Annotated in this window: 13 protein-coding genes and 1 riboswitch; of the genes, 6 read left to right on the top strand and 7 right to left on the bottom strand. The window is 45.9% G+C overall.

The genetic code is table 11. The annotated features are described in order from the left end of the window. Positions 1-47 precede the first annotated feature (47 nt). The 5 genes from lipA (at position 48) to QE357_RS09175 (ending at position 7,256) form a co-directional block, all read left to right on the top strand. Entirely contained in the window at positions 48-956 is a 909-nt protein-coding gene (lipA, locus tag QE357_RS09195; protein ID WP_309706878.1) for a lipoyl synthase, read from the top strand. A gap of 133 nt (positions 957-1,089) precedes the next feature. Then, positions 1,090-2,448, top strand: a complete 1,359-nt coding sequence (locus QE357_RS09190; RefSeq protein ID WP_309706876.1) for a lycopene cyclase family protein — start codon at positions 1,090-1,092, stop codon at positions 2,446-2,448. Positions 2,449-2,489: 41 nt separating this feature from the next. After that, positions 2,490-2,593: riboswitch (SAM-I-IV-variant riboswitch) on the top strand. Between the two features lie 89 nt (positions 2,594-2,682). After that, on the top strand, positions 2,683-3,939 hold the full coding sequence (gene metK / locus QE357_RS09185; protein WP_309706874.1) for a methionine adenosyltransferase: 1,257 nt from the start codon (positions 2,683-2,685) through the stop codon (positions 3,937-3,939). A gap of 220 nt (positions 3,940-4,159) precedes the next feature. Then, entirely contained in the window at positions 4,160-4,924 is a 765-nt protein-coding gene (locus QE357_RS09180; RefSeq protein WP_309706872.1) for a hypothetical protein, read from the top strand. A gap of 163 nt (positions 4,925-5,087) precedes the next feature. Beyond that, positions 5,088-7,256, top strand: a complete 2,169-nt coding sequence (locus QE357_RS09175; RefSeq protein WP_309706870.1) for a DUF2339 domain-containing protein — start codon at positions 5,088-5,090, stop codon at positions 7,254-7,256. Between the two features lie 108 nt (positions 7,257-7,364). Here the strand turns inward: QE357_RS09175 and QE357_RS09170 are convergent, their stop codons facing one another. The 3 genes from QE357_RS09170 to QE357_RS09160 form a co-directional block, all read right to left on the bottom strand. Further along, complete coding sequence (locus QE357_RS09170; protein ID WP_309706867.1) at positions 7,365-9,746, bottom strand: glycoside hydrolase family 3 N-terminal domain-containing protein; 2,382 nt, start codon at positions 9,744-9,746, stop codon at positions 7,365-7,367. A 433-nt stretch (positions 9,747-10,179) separates the two neighbouring features. Next, on the bottom strand, positions 10,180-11,559 hold the full coding sequence (locus QE357_RS09165; protein WP_309706865.1) for a D-arabinono-1,4-lactone oxidase: 1,380 nt from the start codon (positions 11,557-11,559) through the stop codon (positions 10,180-10,182). A 146-nt stretch (positions 11,560-11,705) separates the two neighbouring features. Further along, complete coding sequence (locus tag QE357_RS09160; RefSeq protein ID WP_106638027.1) at positions 11,706-12,062, bottom strand: HPF/RaiA family ribosome-associated protein; 357 nt, start codon at positions 12,060-12,062, stop codon at positions 11,706-11,708. Between the two features lie 193 nt (positions 12,063-12,255). Between QE357_RS09160 and QE357_RS09155 the strand changes: the two genes are divergently transcribed. After that, positions 12,256-13,329: a hypothetical protein gene (locus QE357_RS09155; RefSeq protein ID WP_309706863.1), complete on the top strand. Its 1,074-nt coding sequence runs from the start codon at positions 12,256-12,258 to the stop codon at positions 13,327-13,329. 281 nt (positions 13,330-13,610) lie between these two features. On the opposite strand, the gene QE357_RS09150 is transcribed toward QE357_RS09155, so the two are convergent. From QE357_RS09150 to metE, 4 genes are all read right to left on the bottom strand, one after another. Next, positions 13,611-15,296 carry a VRR-NUC domain-containing protein gene (locus tag QE357_RS09150; RefSeq protein ID WP_106638029.1) on the bottom strand — a complete coding sequence of 562 codons (1,686 nt, stop codon included), beginning with the start codon at positions 15,294-15,296 and terminating at the stop codon, positions 13,611-13,613. A 235-nt stretch (positions 15,297-15,531) separates the two neighbouring features. After that, on the bottom strand, positions 15,532-15,744 hold the full coding sequence (locus QE357_RS09145) for a cysteine-rich CWC family protein (RefSeq protein ID WP_307142818.1): 213 nt from the start codon (positions 15,742-15,744) through the stop codon (positions 15,532-15,534). 101 nt (positions 15,745-15,845) lie between these two features. Beyond that, the gene (locus QE357_RS09140) at positions 15,846-16,232 is read right to left on the bottom strand and encodes an acyl-CoA thioesterase (protein ID WP_106638032.1); all 387 of its coding nucleotides are present in this window, start codon (positions 16,230-16,232) and stop codon (positions 15,846-15,848) included. An 84-nt stretch (positions 16,233-16,316) separates the two neighbouring features. After that, positions 16,317-18,626 (bottom strand): 5-methyltetrahydropteroyltriglutamate--homocysteine S-methyltransferase, encoded by a 2,310-nt coding sequence (gene metE / locus QE357_RS09135; protein WP_309706859.1) that lies wholly within the window; start codon positions 18,624-18,626, stop codon positions 16,317-16,319. Positions 18,627-18,837: the final 211 nt, after the last annotated feature.

Raw genomic sequence — 18,837 nt, 5'->3', positions numbered from 1 at the left:
TCTTTTGATAGACCCCACTGTTTATCAAATCAGCAATTGATATTGGGATGATTGAGCTACCCGTAATAACAAAATCCGGTACAGGCACCAAAGGCGAGAACAAGCCAGGTTCCTCTACCCGCAAACCCGACTGGTTGCGAGTGAAACTCCCCACCGGTCCGGAATACCGCAACGTGCGGCAAGTTGTAGATGAATATAAACTCCATACCATTTGTCAGTCAGGAAACTGTCCGAATATGGGTGAGTGTTGGGGAGCGGGTACGGCTACATTTATGATTTTGGGTAATGTCTGTACGCGTTCCTGTACCTTCTGTGCAGTAGCAACCGGACGTCCCAACGAATATGATGCGGACGAACCCCGTCGCGTAGCCGAAGCCATTAAGATCATGGGTGTGAAGCATGCCGTTCTGACTTCTGTAAACCGGGATGAATTGAAAGACCGGGGAGCTGAAATCTGGTATCAGACGGTTCGCCTGACGAAAGAATTAAGCCCCAGCACAACGATTGAAACGCTGATTCCTGATACGAAAGGAAACTGGGCTGCTCTGGAGCGTATGATTGCTGCCGGACAGGAAGTGGTCTCCCATAATATGGAGACGGTAGAACGTCTGTATCGCCCCGTACGTCCTCAGGCGAAATATTCGCGGAGTCTGGAGCAAATCAAACGGACGAAAGACTTTGGCAAACGTACCAAAACGGGCATTATGCTAGGTTTGGGCGAAACGCAGGACGAAGTATTCAAAGCTATGGATGATCTGGTCGCTCATGGACTGGACGTTCTGACGCTGGGCCAATACCTTCAGCCTACAAAAATGCACCACGAAGTTATTGAATGGATTCACCCCGACACCTTCGCGATGTATAAGGAAGAGGGCGAAAAAAGAGGGATTAAATACGTTGAATCGGGCCCGCTGGTACGCTCCAGCTACCATGCCGAACGTCACGTAAACGTATAATTTATATTGATTTGAGTCAAAGGCCTCGTTACCTAGGAGTAGCGAGGCCTTTTTTGTAGAGAGCCGACTTCATCGCGTCTAGTCGGGAGATGGAAATCAGGCAGAGCTAAGAAACTGCCTCTTGCCCTCCGCTATGGTTGGTGTCCTCACCAACCATTATGCTTTATTAATGGCGGGTGAAGACACCAGCCATAGCGGGAGTAACAAAAATTGCCTCTACCCAGACGCGATAAAGTCGCCTCTCTGCATTCAAACAAAATCGAATTTTCCAGGTTCTATTTTCATTCACGAGATTCCCGATTGCTTGAAGTACGACATCATCATAACAGGAGGAGGTATGGCTGGACTAAGTCTGGCCTATTACCTCAATCGTAGTGCTTTACGCGATAAGAAAATTTTGATTATTGATCGTGAAAAGAAAACCCGGAATGACCGCACCTGGGCCTTTTGGCAGGAAGGAGAAAGTGCATTCGAGTCCATCCTCTACCGAAAATGGAATTCCATCTGGTTTCATGGATCTAATGGATTTTCCCGAAAGTTGACCTTAGGCAAGCATCAGTATAAGTTACTTCGCGGAATTGATTTCTACCAGTTTATTCATCACGAACTGGCGACAAACCCTGCCATTGAATTCTTATACAGCCCCATTCAGTCTATTCTGTCTGATAACCAGGAAGCCATTGTTCAAACCGAAGCAGGCGAATACCGGGCAAGCTGGTGTTTCGATAGTACGCACGTTTTGCAAGCCATGAAACCCTTGCCAGCGAGTGGCTTTGTCTACCAAAACCTGTTACAGCACTTCAAAGGCTGGGTCATTCGCACCAATCAACCTGCCTTTGACCCGCAGGTACCGATTATGATGGATTTCCGAATCGACCAGCAGAACGAATGTCGATTCATCTACGTAATGCCTTTTTCTGAAACGGAAGCTCTCATTGAATTCACGCTCTTTACCCCAGCCCTGCTTTCAAAAAAAGAGTACGATAAAGGTTTAAAAAGTTACATTCAGGAATTCACTTCCATTCAGCACTATGAAATTCTGGAAGAAGAATTTGGGATTATTCCCATGAGCGACGAGCCTGCTCAGGAACAGGCAGCTCCACGCGTGATTCGCGTGGGTACTGCGGGCGGTTATACGCGGGCCAGCACGGGTTATACCTTTACCCGCACGCAAAAGCGTTTACAACAATTGGTTCATAACCTGGAACGATCTTTCGACGTTTCGCCCGTAACCCACAAAGCAATCCCTGCTCTGAATTACTTTTACGATCAGGTTTTTCTAAATGTCTTTTTAAAAAAGCGGGTATCTACGGCTGCTATATTTACGGGGTTGTTCCAAAAAAATCCGGCTCCCCGCATTTTCCGGTTTCTGGATGAAGAAAGCAGTCTGGTAGAAGACTTAAAAGTCATTGTTTCCGTACCCATCCTTCCCTTTACAAAAGCCGCCATTGACATTTTTAAACGAAATATTCAGGAATTCCGACAAGGTTAAGCCATCTTGTTTGGTGAATTTCCACGGAATGTACAATTTTGCAAAAGTATCCAGAGGCTCCAGTTAGGGCACCAACCGAGTTTAGAACGCTACGGTGGTTTAACGATACGGGCTTTTTTCTTGAAAATCAGCTTTTTAGAAAAATTCAAAACGTTCAATTCCTTCCTTTGGCCAAGGTTTACGAAACATTACATATTTATCGATTCGTACTCCCAATCAATTAATTAACAGCACATGCCTTATCTATTCACTTCTGAGTCTGTATCTGAAGGACATCCTGATAAAGTAGCCGATCAAATTTCAGATGCCCTCATTGATCATTTCTTAGCCTTCGACCCTCAATCTAAAGTTGCCTGCGAAACCCTGGTAACTACCGGACAGGTTGTTTTGGCCGGTGAAGTTAAATCAACTACCTATCTCGACGTTCAGAGCATTGCTCGTGAAGTAATCCGTAAAATTGGATATACGAAGTCTGAATACATGTTTGAAGCCAATTCCTGCGGTGTTCTTTCTGCTATTCACGACCAGTCAGCGGATATTAACCAGGGCGTGGATCGCTCAAATCCTGAAGAACAGGGTGCGGGTGACCAGGGTATGATGTTCGGTTACGCTACCCGCGAAACGGACAACTACATGCCTTTAGCTCTGGATTTAGCTCACAAAATCCTGAAGGAAATGAGCGACATTCGTAATAATGAGCTGTCGCTGATGCCTTACTTACGCCCCGATGCGAAGTCTCAGGTAACGATTGAATATAGTGATGACAACACGCCTCAGCGAATTGATACCATCGTTGTTTCGACGCAACATGATGATTTCGGTGATGACGAAACGATGCTCACTAAAATCCGCGAAGACATCATTAACATCGTTATTCCCCGCGTGAAAGCTGCTCTGAAACCTGAGTTAAGCCAGTTATTCGAAGGAGAAATTACCTATCACATCAACCCTACGGGTAAATTCGTGATTGGTGGTCCTCACGGCGATACGGGTCTGACGGGTCGTAAGATCATTGTTGATACATACGGCGGAAAAGGTGCCCACGGTGGGGGTGCGTTCTCGGGTAAAGATCCTTCGAAAGTAGACCGTTCGGCAGCTTATGCTACGCGGCACATTGCGAAAAACCTGGTTGCTGCTGGGCTGGCGGATGAAGTATTGGTTCAGGTTTCTTACGCCATTGGCGTAGCAGAGCCTTGCGGTCTGTATATCAACACGTATGGAACTTCGAAGGTGGGATTAACGGACGGAGAAATTGCCTTGAAAGTAGGCGAGATCTTCGACATGCGTCCTTACTTCATTGAGCAGCGTCTGAAACTTCGTAACCCAATTTATTCCGAAACGGCTGCCTATGGTCACATGGGTCGCGAATCGAAAGTGGTAACAAAAACATTCAAATCTCCCGACGGAAAAGTAATCGAGCAGGAAGTAGAATTATTTACCTGGGAAAAACTGGATTACGTGGATCAGGTAAAAGCCAAATTTGGTCTGTAATTCCTTGAATTATATCTCTTTAAAAGGCCCGGATTGTATAAACAATCCGGGCCTTTGGTTTTCTACCCTGTAGAGACGCGACTTCATCGCGTCTGGCCGGGAAATGAAAGTAACGTAGGGGTAACCCAAAACTGCCTCTTACCCAGAAGCGATGAATCGCGTCTCTAGGTTTTTTACCTATCTTAGATTCCTATTCTTTCTTCTCTTGGTCAAATCTGATATGCTGAAAATCCTAACCACTACTTTAGTACTCCTAACTTCCACTTTTACTTTTGCACAAACCACCAAAGTTATCGTTCGGGCCCAGGCCAAAGATGCCAAATTTATTGGCACCGGCATTGGTGGGGCTTATGTCATTATTCGTAATGAGTTGACGGGTGAAATTCTGGCGAAAGGTCTGACCAGCGGAAATTCTGGCAACACGGATTTACTTATGAACCAGCCCTACAAACGCCACAATCGCCTTACCGACGAACAGACAGCCCGATTTGAAGCAGACTTAAAACTGGATGCTCCTACCTTCGTTACCGTCGAAGCCATCGCTCCCGTTAATCGTAAAAGTTCAGCCGTAAAAGCTTCTACCCAGCTCTGGCTCATCCCGGGAAAACCCATCGATGGCGACGGGATTATTCTACAAATTCCCGGATTAATGGTGGACATTTTAGAACCTCAATCTCATCAGGTGATTACCCAAACCACACTAAAGGATAATCAGGTAAAAATTCGGATTAATCTGGTTATGATGTGCGGTTGTGTGATTAATAAAAACGGGTTCTGGAAATCTGATAACATCGAAGTAAAAGCTCTCGTCAAAAAAGATGGCATGAAGTTTGGAGAAATTCCGTTGAGCTTTGCTTCGCAGGATAATATTTTTGAAGGAATGCTTTCCGTTAAAGATAAAGGCATGTACGAAATACAGATTTACGCCTACGACCAGGTAAACAAAAACACCGGAATCGACCGAATTAACTTTGTAATCCAATAAGTTTAGTTTTCTGTTTTCAATTTTTTGCCACAAAGGCTCGAAGACACCAAGGTTCACAAAGTTTTATGCTGAGGTACTCTGTGCAAAACTCTGAGTAACGCTGTGGTTAATCAAAAACAGAAAACTAAGCTCATTACCTTCCAACCTACTCTATCTATTACCTATGAATGAACGTAATCGGATCGATGCATTAGAAGCCGAAGTCCAGCGACTGGCGGAGCAGCTTTCCAGTGCTCAGAAAAATCTTATTCAGATTCAACGGGAGTTAAGTTCACTACGCCCCGACACTACTCCTGTTAAAACCGTTACACAAACCCCCATTGCTCCTCCCTCAGCTCCAGTTTCTGCGGTTTCTCCACCCGTAATAACAAAACCTGCTCCTACGTACGCCAAAACGCCAACGGAAGAATACATCGGAGGGAATTTATTAAGCAAAGTTGGGATTGCCGTCCTAGTGATCGGGATTGCGATTTTCGTTAAATACGCTTTCGACAATGACCTTATTGGCCCCTGGGGGCGACTGGCTCTGGGTTGGAGCATCGGCTCTGCTCTTGTTACGCTGGCCCTATGGCTAAAGCCTAAATACCTGACCTACAGTGCTGTACTACTCAGCGGAGGCGTGGCTACCGTATATCTCACTACGTACGCGGCTTATTACTTTTATCAGTTCTTACCTTCGCCGCTATCTTTTGCACTGATGGTACTCGTTACGCTCTTTACGGTCTGGCAGGCTACGCGTTATGAAGTGCAATGGATTGGCTTATTCGGTCTGGTCGGGGCTTATGCGGTTCCTTTTCTGGTGGGTGGCAATGGGGCCCCCTGGGGACTTTTTGTATACATGACTATTCTGAACGCTGGCGTGCTGAGTCTGGCCTACCAACGCGACTGGCAGTTAATGAACACCTCCGCTTTTTTCGTTACCTGGCTGATATTTATAGCCTTCATCATCAATGGCTTCGACCGTCCAGGCTACGTCTGGATTAGTCTGGTATTCGGCACCATTTTCTTTCTGCAGATGTATGCCAATCAACTGGTTTACCCTTTATTCCAGAAAGCCTACGCTCATCATCGCACGATTTTACAGATTGTATTAAACGCTCTATTTTTTTACATTCCCACGTATTTCATTCTGAAAGAGCAGCATTATTCAACCCTTTCTATCACTGCCTATACGTTTGCCAACAGCCTATTTCACGGGGGAATCGCCTGGTTTTTACGGCAGAGAAATCTGACCTCGTTAGCGGATGCTTCGCTGTCTATGGCCCTTGTATTCCTTATTCTAATGGTTCCTATCCAATTGGAAGGCGATTGGATTACGTTGGTTTGGGCAGGTGGAGCCGCTACCTTATACACGCTGGGCATTCAACGTTCGTCGAAAATTCTGACTCACTTCGGGACGGCTTTGATTAATCTGACAGCCTGTGCCCTACTCATTCACGGATACTCTATTCCCAACCCTTCATTAGATTATCTGCCTTACTGGAATCTTACTTTTCTTACGAATGCCTTATTCCTTGCGGCGGTTATCTTTATGTTAATCCAGTCGATCAAGGCTCAACAAGTTGGTTTTTCAAGAAAATTACTTGGCTTGTTACTGTTTGTAATGGGTTATTACGTGATTTCAATGGAATGGGATCGTTACTTTGCAGCTCAGGGCAATCTTAGATTTCCGCAAGCCGTTCAAAATCTCGTTTTCAGCATTTATACCAGCCTATACATCGGAGCTACCCTAGTAATCATTGCTCCGCGACGATTGTATTTCTGGCAAGTAGCGAGTCTGGTACTCAGTGTGCTGATTTTTATTTATATCTTTTTCCAGAATCCCGTTCAGGCCGTTACCCTGCTTACCATCAAAACCCCAACGGCCTGGATTAACGCCCGTTACCTTCTTTATCTTGGCATTGCAGGCATTACCTATGGTCTATACCGGATGATTCCTGATGATTCTAGTAACTGGAAACAAACCCGAAATCTATTTTTATACGCCATTCACGGCGTTATTCTCTGGGTATTAAGTCAGGAATTGGTAACGCTTTTCATCCTGAATAGTCCCGCCGAAGCCACTGAGCAACGGCTCATGGCGACACAGGCAGGCTTCAGCGTACTTTGGGGCGTTTATTCACTGACCTTGATTGTTCTGGGTTTTAGCAAAAAAATAAAGCGATACCGTCTGGCGGGCATCGCTTTATTTGGGGTCGTATTAATCAAACTGCTGATTTTCGACTTAAGCCGTGTCGCTACGGGCGGAAAAATCATCATCTTCCTAAGTGTCGGTGTGCTTTTACTGGTAACTTCATTTCTCTATCAGAAATTCAAAGACAAATTGCTTTAGAGTTTTTAGTTAGCGGTTTTCCGTTTTCAGTTAAGTATTTCCCATAAAGGTTAATAAAAGAATAACCCCTTTCTAACTAACTAAAGACTGAAAACCGCAAACTGAAATCTATTTCCGAATATCTGATGCTAACTGGAAATCTTTATTTACCCGAATATCATCCGAAGAAGCTCCGACTTGTACGTTGAAGTCACCTTTCTCGGCTACCCATTGGTTTTCCGCATTATACAACATCAGATCTTTAGCCTTTAACTCGAACGTCAGTGTTTTGGTCTCTCCCGCTTTCACATTAACCCGCTGAAACTTTTTCAGTTGCTTCACGGGGCCAACCACCGAAGAAACTTTGTCAGTTAGGTATACCTGAACTACCTCGTCTCCGTCCCGCTTGCTGGTGTTTTTTACCTGAACGGTTACTTTTACCGTTACGTCGTTTTTGGTAGGTGTTACCTGGGTTTGTAAATCGCTGTATTCAAACGTTGAATAACTTAAACCGTATCCAAACGGATACAAAGGCTTGGCGTCCATTTCTACGTAATCGTGCTTAACGGGACTTTTGTAATTGTAATAGACAGGAATCTGACCTATGGATTTAGGAATCGATATCGGCAGACGACCCGCGGGATTATAATCACCGAATAACACATCGGCAATCGCATTCCCGCCTTCTTGTCCGGGATACCAGGCATCAATAACGGCTGGAGCATTCGCCGAAATCCAATTCATGTTCAGCGGACGGCCTTTGATCATTACCACAACAACGGGCTTACCCGTTTTGAGTATCGCTTCCAGCAACTGTAACTGACGTCCCATCAAATCCAGACTCACGCGGTCATATCCTTCCCCACTTTCCATATCACTAATCGATGTTTCAGATGCCTTTACGTGAGCGGCTCCGGTATCCTGGTATTCCGTTTTGAAATCACGGGCACTCGACCCACCGATGACCACCACGGCAACATCGGACTTCCGGGCTGCCTCAATCGCCGCTGCAATCTGAGCCGTCGACGTATCCCGAATACTACATCCTTTGGCGTAGTTGATCTGCGTGGCGTTACCCAGCTTGTTCTGAATTCCTTTGAGCACCGTAATCACGGCTCCGTCCGCCTGCGGTGCCGTGTAATCGCCAAGCTGGTTATAAACGTTGTCCGCGTTAGGTCCAATCACGGCGATGCTTTTCAGGTCTTTTTTGAGGGGTAATAACTCGTTGGTATTCTTCAAAAGGACAATCGCCTCTCTGGATACCTGGCGAGCTAACTGAAGGTGTTCCGCACTGCGAGCTACGTTAGTAACTTTCTGAGGATCAACATAAGGGTTTTCAAAAAGTCCCATTTCGAACTTCAAACGCAACACATGGCTAACGGCAGAATCCAGCACGGCTCCCGACACCTTACCTTGTTTGATGGCTTGTACTAGTGATTTATCGAAACCTGTTCCGCTTAAATCCGCATCCAGTCCGGCGTTAATTGCTAACGCAGCTGCGTCTGTGTTATTGGCCGCGACTTTATGATTGAAAGTTAATCCCTGAATGCTGTTCAAATCTGAAACGGTAAAGCCCTTGAAGCCCCAGTCTTTCCGTAAAATGGACTTTAACAATACCGGATTAGCCGTACAGGGAATACCGTCAATGGAGTTATAGGCGGTCATTACCGACAAAGCTCCAGCCTGAACCGCATCGCGGAAAGGAGGCAAATAGGCCTGATGTAACTCACGATTTCCTGGCGAAACACTACCACCATTGTGCCCTCCGTCGGGAACTCCATAAGCCGTAAAATGCTTCAGCGTCGAAATAATATTTGATCCGCTTTTCAGGTTTTTCCCCTGAAAACCAGTCACCATCGCTATACCCATTTGACCATTCAGGACGGGATCTTCACCATAGGTTTCTTCTACCCGAGACCACCGAGGTTCACGAGCTAAATCCAGCACCGGGCCGTAACCAATGTGAGCTCCCTGCATCCGAGCCTCCTGAGCAATGGCTTTGGCCATTTCGTGAATCAAAGCCGGGTCCCAGGTACTTCCCTGAGCCAGAGCCGTGGGAAAAACCGTCGTGCCAATGGCCATATGCCCGTGTGGACACTCTTCGGATAATAATAAGGGAATCCCTAAACGGGTATTTTCAATGACGTATTTCTGTAAAGCGTTGGTAGCCTGAGCCGCCTGCTCGGGACTCAAGCCCGTTTTTAACGTCTTTTGCGTCCAGGGATCAGCCCGCAGGGTGGCCCAGAGCATGCCGATCTGCTGTTCTTTTACCGCTTTTTTGAATTTTTCACTTACCGTTACCTGCGAGCCATTTTTGTCATACATAAACCAGCCCAGCGGCGTAGCCAACTGACCCACTTTTTCTTCGGTGGTCATCCGCTTGAGCAAGTCCTGTACCCGCCGATGCGTAGGCAACGAAGCATTCTTATACATAGGTTTAGGGTCCGTGAGGGAAGATAAAGACACCAGTGCAAAAAAGGCACCTGCCATGAGAATAGGGGTACGTACCATGCGTTTCATTCCCGAATGATACGGATTATTTAGCAACCGACCGAAGCAGTCGATGATAATTTTTAAATTATTTTATTATATAGAGTATTAGCTTTCCTTATTCTGCTTTTCTGCAAATAGTTCAGACAAAAATGCACTGACAGAAGCTCCGTTCACGAATGGTTTTCTCGCAGTCGCTCGCTTTGCCGAGTGACTGTAAGAAAATACAAAAGACAAATCCATAGACTTCAGCCCAACCGATGCCAGCTTTTTCGCTGGCATCATTCGTCTAACATTCAATTGTTGATACCCAACCCCGCAGTCGCTCGGCTCTAGCCGAGTGACGTTATAGTTTGGTAGACCTCTGGCCGATGTTAGTAAAAAAGCTTTTGTCTGGGAAAGATGTTCTATGATCAGCTACGAGTTTGTACCCTACCGACCAGAGGCGAGTTCCTTAAACTCCATATAAATTCTGCTCTAGAAACTCATTTCTGAACTTCCCTTCCGGGTCATATTCCTTGATTAATTTCTTGAAGTCATCCAGCTTTTTATATTGCGACTGAAGTCTGGATGGCGACATAGTAAATAACTTAGCCCAGTGTGGACGAGCGTTAAAGGGAGCCAGTTTTTCTTCAATCAAAGGTAATACCTGCTTCACTGCCATCCAGTCCTGTTTCCAGGTAAAGTGAATGGCCACGCAATCCTGCTGGTAACAGGGACTCATCCAAAGATCATCAGCAGCGATGGTTCGTACTTCTGAGATTAATAAATGCGGTGTAATTTTTTCATGTAATTCGAAAACAGCAGCCAGAGCTTCAGCTCCATTTTTATACGGAACAAAAAATTCTGATTGTAACTCCTCCCCGCTACTTGGCGTGAAGTTCATTTTAAAGTGCGGTAATCGCTCATGCCAGGGACCGGGAACCCCCATCTGTTCAGTGCAGTTTTCCGCCGAAATTTCTTCGATGGGATGCAGGTTTTTAGTCGCCAGTTTTGATCCGAACCAGTCCGTAGCCAGATTCAGTTTCACGTCTCCCTCAACCTTCCGCTTGACCCACACCTGATTAATATTCTCTTTGGCGTAATTAGTAAATAAACTCACGCTATAACCCGCCGACATTACTTCATCAAAGTGTTTTTTCACCTCCACCAGCGGCATATTCTGGTATACATCCTGTCGTACCTGAAAAGCAGGCTGAATCTTAAGTGTAACTTTTGTAATCGCCCCCAGTGCCCCCAGAGCAACCACCATTCCGGGAAAAGTTTCGGGGCTTAAGGTTCGGGAAGCCCGGAGTAATCTACCAGCTGCCGTAATCATTTCCAGAGCTACCACTTCTGAAGACAAATTTGCATTCTTTACCCCCGAACCATGCGTCGCCGTTGCACAGGAACCCGCCACTGAGATATGCGGCAGCGAGGCCATGTTGTGCAGGGCGTATCCCTCTGAATGCAGGTATTCGGCCAGATCGCCGTATTTTACGTTTCCATCTACGGTAACGGTCTTATTCTCTTTATCAATTACATAAACCGGCTTGATCTTTTGCAGGGAAACGATCTCCTGCGTGCTATCTGCAATGCGATTGAACGAATGCCGCGTACCAAGAATTCTCAGGCTTTTACTTCCCTTAATGAGGCCCTGAATGTCTCGGGCGTATTCGGGATATTGAAAATTCTCCGTACTATATTCAAGGTTACGGGCCCAATTGTACTGTTTGCCACTCTGGGTAGTTGCCCTTGATTCGGTTTGCTTGGTTTGGTTACAGCTCGTCATAGGCGAGAAAAGCGAACCCGTCAGAAAGACGGAAGATAATTTGATGAAAGTACGTTTTTCCATAAGTATCAGGCTGAGTATCAAAACTTCACAAGCTATTTACTTAAAATATGGAGAATATCCACGTTTCGCTGGAAAATCTGATGAACTAGAAAATAAAAGAGGTCGCCTCTGCTATGAAACGACCTCTTTTCCAGATGATGAATGGACTAGAATTCTTCTTCTTCTTCCTCAACGATTAACTCGGCTGCTTTAGGGGCCGTTTTGTCCTTGAGTTTTTCCTTATATTTTTTCACAGTCGTTTTAGCGGCATTCAATACTAAATCTGTAGCCTCTTCGAAAGTGGTTCCGCTTTCTTTAATAAAGATGGAATCGCCGGGTAAATAGAGCTTTAACTCAACGATTTTATTTTGGACCTTGCTCGATTCGCCTTTGTCTAGTTTCAGATAGACTTCGCCATTGGTAATCCGATCATAAAATTGATCTAATTTGTTGAATTTGGCTTGCACAAAGTCGAGCAGTTTGCTATCTGCATCGAAATGAACTGTTTGCACTTGCAGTTTCATACGCACACTCATTTTTAGGGTTTGACCATATTGGCTTGCGTAAAAAAACCATTCTATTCTTCACTAATCGTAGAAAACAGAATAGCTCTTAGCAAGAGTGAACCTAATGACCTCAACCCATAAAGTCAAGCATAAAGTGATTTATTTCATTGCACTTTTTAACTAGCTTTTACGTTCATAGAGGTATAAACCCATGAACTTGAGACATAAACCATCCCTTTGGGGGCTACTATTTTTTCTTGTCGGATTACTAAATTCGGCCCAGGCTCAACGAACGCTTGAGCTACGATCAGAGTCTATTTCGCAATTACCCCATTTATACACAATTCAGGACATTGTAGACGAACGGCCCAATCGGTCCGGTATTGGTTCAATCATTCTGCCCTCGGGTCAGAGCTCTTCTCTTCGCTTTGTGGGAAGTTTGCCCACTACCTTTCAGCGTTTACTGAAGCAGTCGCCCCGGCAGGAACGGGATTATCCGGTTCGAATACGAGTAAAGCAATTCTGGTTTGAGGAGAGAGCATCCAGTCGGATGATTCGCGGTACGTTTCGGGTACAGTTGGCTTTTGAACGTGAAATAGAAGGGCGGTACATTTTATTGACGGAATGCCAGGCAGGGTCTGATTATAATCGCTCGGCTGGCATGGATGGGAATTACGAGATTCAGATCCGGCAAACATTGCAACGCTGTTTGCATGAGTTTGGTAACTGGGTGAAGACGCATGAACTGAAAACCGAGAAACTTGCCCGTCGTGTACAGATTCGGTTTAAGGAGTATGAACCTAAAGGTCGCCTGGGTGATACCGTGTTTTATAGTCCGCAACGAAAGCTAACCTGGAATGATTTCCGAGGTCCGATCCGGCGAGTTAATCCCCGAACGGGAGCTCTGATTTATACCAGTTTTGGCTATGAAGCGATGACAAAAGTTGAAAACGGAACCGTGTTTATTGACATGACGGTCAAGGCATTTATGCTTCAAAATTCGTCCTGGACGGCCGAACCAGCCACAAACATGTACGCTCTGGCTCACGAGCAGTTACATTTTGACATTACGCATCTCATTACGGAACGATTTAAGAAAGCCTTATTAGCGGAAGAGTTGCCGCTGGAAGATTATGATAGCCGGATTCAGTACATTTTTCTGGAGTCTTTCCGGGAAATGAATCGCTATCAGGAATTATACGACGCCGAAACCCGCCACAGCATTAACCACGCCGAACAAGCCCGCTGGGCAGAAAAAGTGGCAACGGAACTAAAAGAATTGTAGGTGAGGATTGTTAAATGCAGGTAGATACGTGACTTTATAGCATTTGGTGGGTAGATGAAAAGAACGGACTAGTCCTAAAAACCGCCTCTTACCCAGACACGACTTCATTGCGTCTCTACAATACTAGTACTAATTTTCCCACTATGGATGGTGAGGATACCAACCATGGCGGAAAGCCGAGCGACTGCGTTACGTCTTTCTGGGAAATGGACATTAATCTAAAGACAGCCCTCCCACCATGGCGGATAAGGCAAAGAAATGGAAATAAGGCAAACCCGTCTCTACTGATCATATCCCCAAACGACGCGTAATACTTTGGAACGGATGCCTGTGGTTTCGAAAAAGCGTAACCAGTATAACTGCTGCGGCGAAAGGTGATCGGTGGGAGATTTCACTTCGATGAAATCATAACTCGTTTCATCCCACACAAACAGGTCGGGAAAGCCCCGCGTATGTTCACGTACGTTGGTGGCCATTTCGATGAGTAACTTCTTCAACAATTCCGCTGGAATCTTTTCTACCGCAATTTTTACCAGTGTTAATAGCTCTGGGAACCAAACCACAAGCGGATTGCTGATACCGTATTTTTCTTCAAAAACGGCTTCCAGAAAATGGAAAGTATCGGCTTTGTTTTCCAGTAAATCCAGACGATCCAGTAAAGCGGGACGGCGTTTTTCGAAGAAGGTAGGTTTATAAATATCCGATGGAGACCGCTGTAAGGGGTGATGAATGGCTGAACTTCCGGCATCAAAAATGATATCCCAGAACAGAAGCCCAAACAGGCCATCAAACAGAAAGTTTTCGGTATGTACCGCCTGTTTTCCTTGTGCCCGAAAATATTCAGCAACGCCCTCCTCTACCCGATACCGCCAGCTAACGTCAATCGTCACACTTTCTGATTTCAACAACCATTCCGTGGTCGATTTACGAGCCCTTTTTTTCTGGCCCTGAGCCGCTTGCTGGTTTTGAAAATCAATTGCAAAAAACTGCTCGTCCGCATTGAAAGGGTTAATCAACATCTCCTCAGCCAGAGCCGTAGCTGCCTCCGGGTCTTTTAACTTCATCAACAACCGAACCTGCCGCTCCCGCGACGGCGGTGCGGTAGTCATCCGAAACAGCACCAGGGCTTCTTCCAGTTTTTTCTGGCGTTCCATGAAACCCGCGATCTTCAGCATCAGGCGATCCAGCGAAGGCTGAGCAATTTCAGCTAGGGGGACATGATTCTCATACCAATCCAGAAACCAGGTATTAATTGCCAAAGGATCTGTTTCGGCGGTTTTCATCAAATGGAAATCTTCCGCCGCCAATGAAACTTTTAGCCGATCTTCGACTTCTTCCCTGGAGGTAAAATGTGGGACAAAACGATCTTCATCAAAGCGTTCAAACCGAATATGGCCGAGATCCCGCACCACAAATTCACTCATATCCGCATGCCGGTTTCCAAAAAATAAAAACTTGAAAAGCATCGTCTGAGCCTCGTAATTAACCTTGACTACGGGTTCGCTTTGGTCAATATAACTGGCTAAATCTGGAAAAGGCACGGATTCTAACAACCAGTCGCTTACCTCGTCTTTTTTGAGACTGGCTTTGCCTTTGGTATCCAACGCCAGTTGTTTGGCAAAACCTAGTACTTCCGGCTTACTGAAAATGTCAAGAATCTCCCCCGCCCGATTCTGGTGATAGTCAGACAAACGGGCGACAAAACCTTTGTTTTCCAATTCAAGCAAAGCCTCCGCCCAGTTATCAATTTCGGGATACTTGATTTTTCGAACCCGAAAAAAGGCCACTCTTCGGTTGGTAAACCGAATAAAAAGGCACTGAGCGTTTTCGCTCAACTGATCGAAATCCTGAAGAAATTCTTTTTCATCGTCGGTTAATAAGTCCAGGTAAAACCGACGCACAAAGGCGAGTAAATAGGTAAAGTAATCGAGGTAATACTTCGGTGGAAGTTCCAGACGTTCAGACATAAATAGCTACGTGGCTTAGAGCTATGATAAGTCTTTTTCTCAGGAAAAAGTTTGATTTGCTATTAGTTTCTGAATATCGTGGCCCGCGTGAACCGACCGGCTTTTTCACTGGTAGCAATACGTTTGATAGGGCCTCACAGGTTGAGTTACCATTATTTCAACTAGTTGCTGCCAGCGAAAAAGCTGGCAGCGGCAGGGCCAGGGCCTTACTTTTTTGTTTCTTTATTTAGTAAGCTTACTCTAATGCCCTCGCCTCCTGCTGTAACTCCTGCAAACAATTCAGACACAAACAGCCGCTGTCATAATCCATGATCGAAATATCGCGGATGTATTGCATTTCCGACGGCGTTAATACGATCTGATTGCAGTCGCATTTTAAGCTTGCATTGAGTTTGCAGGTAAATAACTGCCCACAACGCGGACAGCCTTCAAGGGCATGTTTATTCATATGTTTAGAGTTAGGAGTTTAGGGTTTTGAGTTAATACTTGCGACGTAAATTCTTTTCTTATCAAAATAACTTCCTAACACTAAACTCAAAACCCTAAACATTACTCCAAAATTCGAATTGGTTTTTTATTTGCGTCTATGGCTACGAAGGTGAAGGTGCCGTGTATGGCTAGTTCGCGTCCTTCGGCGTACATGCTTTCTACGTAAATCTCCACGCTCACTCGCATACTGGTGTTCCCCACGTGTACGACGTTCCCAATCAATTCAACCAGCATCCCCGCCTGAATGGCCTGCCGAAAATCAATGCGGTCGCTGGAGACGGTTACCATGGGTTTTCGGGATAAACGGGTCGCAGTAATGAAGGCGATTTCGTCCATCCATTGCATGGCCATACCGCCGTATAAAGTATCGTAATGGTTGGTTGTGTGCGGGAAAACGGCCTTAAACACGCGGGTCTCCGCCGCCTTAATTTTTTCTTCGAGTGACATGGAAAATGGTTTTGAGTTTTGGGTTTAGCGTTTAGAGTTCAATGTAACATTAACTCTAAACGCCAAACCCAAAACGCTAAACTCCTAAGCTTTCACGGTTTGCTGCAATTGTTTAGCGGCAGCGACCATGTGGCGTAGAGCCTGATCAGTTTCGACCCAATGGCGGGTTTTTAGTCCGCAATCGGGATTGACCCACAAGTTACGAGCTGGAATGGTTCGAAGTGCTTTTTCCAGCAAATGTGCCATTTCTTCCACGCTGGGTACACGGGGAGAATGAATGTCATACACTCCCGGTCCGATTTCATTCGGGTACTGGAAGTTCGAAAACGCATCGAGTAACTCCATCTGCGAACGCGACGTTTCGATGGTAATGACATCGGCATCCATGCGGGCGATAGCCTCGATAATGTCATTAAATTCCGAGTAGCACATGTGGGTATGAATCTGCGTTTGATTGGTAACGCCGGCGGCACTGAGTCGGAACGCATCCACGGCCCAGGTCAGGTAAGTGCCCCAGTCGGCTTTGCGTAAGGGTAAGCCTTCGCGAATGGCAGGTTCGTCAATCTGGATGACTTTGATTCCTGCTTTTTCCAGATCCAGCACTTCATCCCGAATAGCCAAAGCGATCTGAAAAGCCGTATCCCTACGCGGCTGGTCATCCCGCACAAACGACCATTGCAGAATCGTTACTGGTCCCGTCAGCATGCCTTTCATTAATTGAGCCGTTTTGGATTGAGCAAACGTCGTCCAGCGAACCGTCATGGCTTCAGGTCGTTCGACATCTCCGTAAATAATGGGCGGTTTTACGCAACGGCTTCCGTAACTCTGTACCCAGCCCAATTGAGTAAACACATAACCCGAAAGCTGTTCGCCAAAATATTCAACCATGTCGTTTCGCTCGAATTCACCGTGAACCAATACATCAAGCCCGACTTCTTCCTGCCAACGAATGGATTTTTCGATCTCTCCCTCCACAAAAGCCTCATACTCTGCTTTGGTAACATCGCCTTTTTTGTACTTCGCCCGCCATTGACGAACCTCTTCGGTTTGGGGGAAAGAGCCAATTGTAGTGGTGGGAAACAGCGGTAACTGAAGGCTTGCTTCCTGAATTTTCTGACGAATCGTAAAGGCTTGCTTCCGTTCGAAATCGCTGGGTTGAACCGCTTGCACGCGGGATTTTACAATTGGTTTATGAATCAGCGAGCTCGTCCTTCGGCTTTCTATGGCCTGCTGATTTTCTGCTAATAGCTCCAGATTTTCGCCTTCGATTAACTGACCCAGCGTGGTTACTTCCTGCAATTTCTGTTTAGCAAATGCCATCCAGTTTTTGATTTCCGGTGTCAGTACCGCTTCGTTTTTCTCTAAATCCAGATCGTAAGGAGCATGCAATAACGAACAGGACGGAGCCACCCAGACACGGGCTTTGCCTAGCTTGGCAATGGCTTCATTCAGCAATTGCAACGACTGGCTGAAATCATTTTTCCAGACATTACGCCCATCCACTACGCCGAGCGAAAGGATTTTAGTGGAAGTAACGAATTCGTGATCCGCCAGAATGGAGGTTAATTGTCCCGATCCACGCACCAGGTCAATATGTAAAGCAGAAACGGGTAATTGCAGGGCCAAAGACTGATTGTCACCTAGTTTTTCGAAGTAAGTCGCCACCAGAAGCTGAACCTGAGGTAATGCTTTTTGAATAGCCTGGTACGCCTGCTGAAAAGCGATTTTTTCATTAGCTGACAAATCGAGCGTCAGGCAAGGTTCGTCAAGCTGTATCCAGGTTGCCCCCCGGTAACTCAGTTCGCGTAATACGTCAATATAAACGGGTAATAACCGATTGAGCAGATCAATTCGGTGGAAACCTTCTTCTTTTTCCTTACCCAATAACAGAAATGAAACCGGCCCCAGAATGACGGGCTTGGTAAGAATACCCATCTGCTTGGCATCTTCGAAGTCGTGAATGACCTTATCGGAATACCGTTTAAACTGCTGATCTTTCAAAAATTCGGGAACGATGTAATGGTAGTTGGTATCAAACCACTTCGTCATTTCCATCGCCTTTATGTCCAGCTCGGCCTTCTGGATTCCGCGAGCCATGGCGAAGTAAATCTCCAGTTCCCGATTGTTTTTTCCATCAATAACCGCCTGATACCTTTCGGGCACGGCTCCCACCATTAATGCAGTATCCAGCACCTGATCGTAATAGGAAAAGTCATTGGAAGGAATCCATTGCAGACCTGCCTGTAATTGCGTCTGCCAGTTTTGTCGGCGAATTTGCCGACCCGCCCACAGAAGTTCGTCTTTCGAAATCTTTCCTGCCCAAAATTGTTCGCAGGCCCATTTCAGTTCGCGTTTGCTGCCCACGCGGGGGTAGCCCAGGTTGTGAGTAACCATGTGTTTTTGTGTTAAAAAGGGTTTATCAAAACGCCTTCGAAACACCCAACCCGCCAAAAACGGTGAATTGTTACGAATCACTGATTCCGCATTAGTAACGTACGAGCCGTCATCCGTTCACGCGAATGACGGAGTTAATGCCTCTGCGATAAGGGTATAGCTTTCCCGGCCCGACTTCGTTGGTTTCGAAATCAGCACAATTCAGGCACAA

This window comes from Siphonobacter sp. SORGH_AS_0500, assembly GCF_031453245.1.
Taxonomy (GTDB): domain Bacteria; phylum Bacteroidota; class Bacteroidia; order Cytophagales; family Spirosomataceae; genus Siphonobacter.
The sequence above is the reverse complement of the archived record's forward strand: the minus strand, read 5'-3'. Positions and strand labels throughout refer to the sequence as shown.

What these genes read in the sequence shown, in the direction of transcription:
- QE357_RS09145 (WP_307142818.1), bottom strand. Translation starts at nt 15,744, where the DNA reads ATGAATAAACATGCCCTTGAAGGCTGTCCGCGTTGTGGGCAGTTATTT.
- QE357_RS09190 (WP_309706876.1), top strand. Translation starts at nt 1,090, where the DNA reads ATGGTTGGTGTCCTCACCAACCATTATGCTTTATTAATGGCGGGTGAA.
- lipA (WP_309706878.1), top strand. Translation starts at nt 48, where the DNA reads ATGATTGAGCTACCCGTAATAACAAAATCCGGTACAGGCACCAAAGGC.
- QE357_RS09165 (WP_309706865.1), bottom strand. Translation starts at nt 11,559, where the DNA reads ATGGAAAAACGTACTTTCATCAAATTATCTTCCGTCTTTCTGACGGGT.
- QE357_RS09170 (WP_309706867.1), bottom strand. Translation starts at nt 9,746, where the DNA reads ATGGTACGTACCCCTATTCTCATGGCAGGTGCCTTTTTTGCACTGGTG.
- metK (WP_309706874.1), top strand. Translation starts at nt 2,683, where the DNA reads ATGCCTTATCTATTCACTTCTGAGTCTGTATCTGAAGGACATCCTGAT.
- QE357_RS09140 (WP_106638032.1), bottom strand. Translation starts at nt 16,232, where the DNA reads ATGTCACTCGAAGAAAAAATTAAGGCGGCGGAGACCCGCGTGTTTAAG.
- QE357_RS09150 (WP_106638029.1), bottom strand. Translation starts at nt 15,296, where the DNA reads ATGTCTGAACGTCTGGAACTTCCACCGAAGTATTACCTCGATTACTTT.
- QE357_RS09155 (WP_309706863.1), top strand. Translation starts at nt 12,256, where the DNA reads ATGAACTTGAGACATAAACCATCCCTTTGGGGGCTACTATTTTTTCTT.
- metE (WP_309706859.1), bottom strand. Translation starts at nt 18,626, where the DNA reads ATGGTTACTCACAACCTGGGCTACCCCCGCGTGGGCAGCAAACGCGAA.
- QE357_RS09175 (WP_309706870.1), top strand. Translation starts at nt 5,088, where the DNA reads ATGAATGAACGTAATCGGATCGATGCATTAGAAGCCGAAGTCCAGCGA.
- QE357_RS09180 (WP_309706872.1), top strand. Translation starts at nt 4,160, where the DNA reads ATGCTGAAAATCCTAACCACTACTTTAGTACTCCTAACTTCCACTTTT.
- QE357_RS09160 (WP_106638027.1), bottom strand. Translation starts at nt 12,062, where the DNA reads ATGAAACTGCAAGTGCAAACAGTTCATTTCGATGCAGATAGCAAACTG.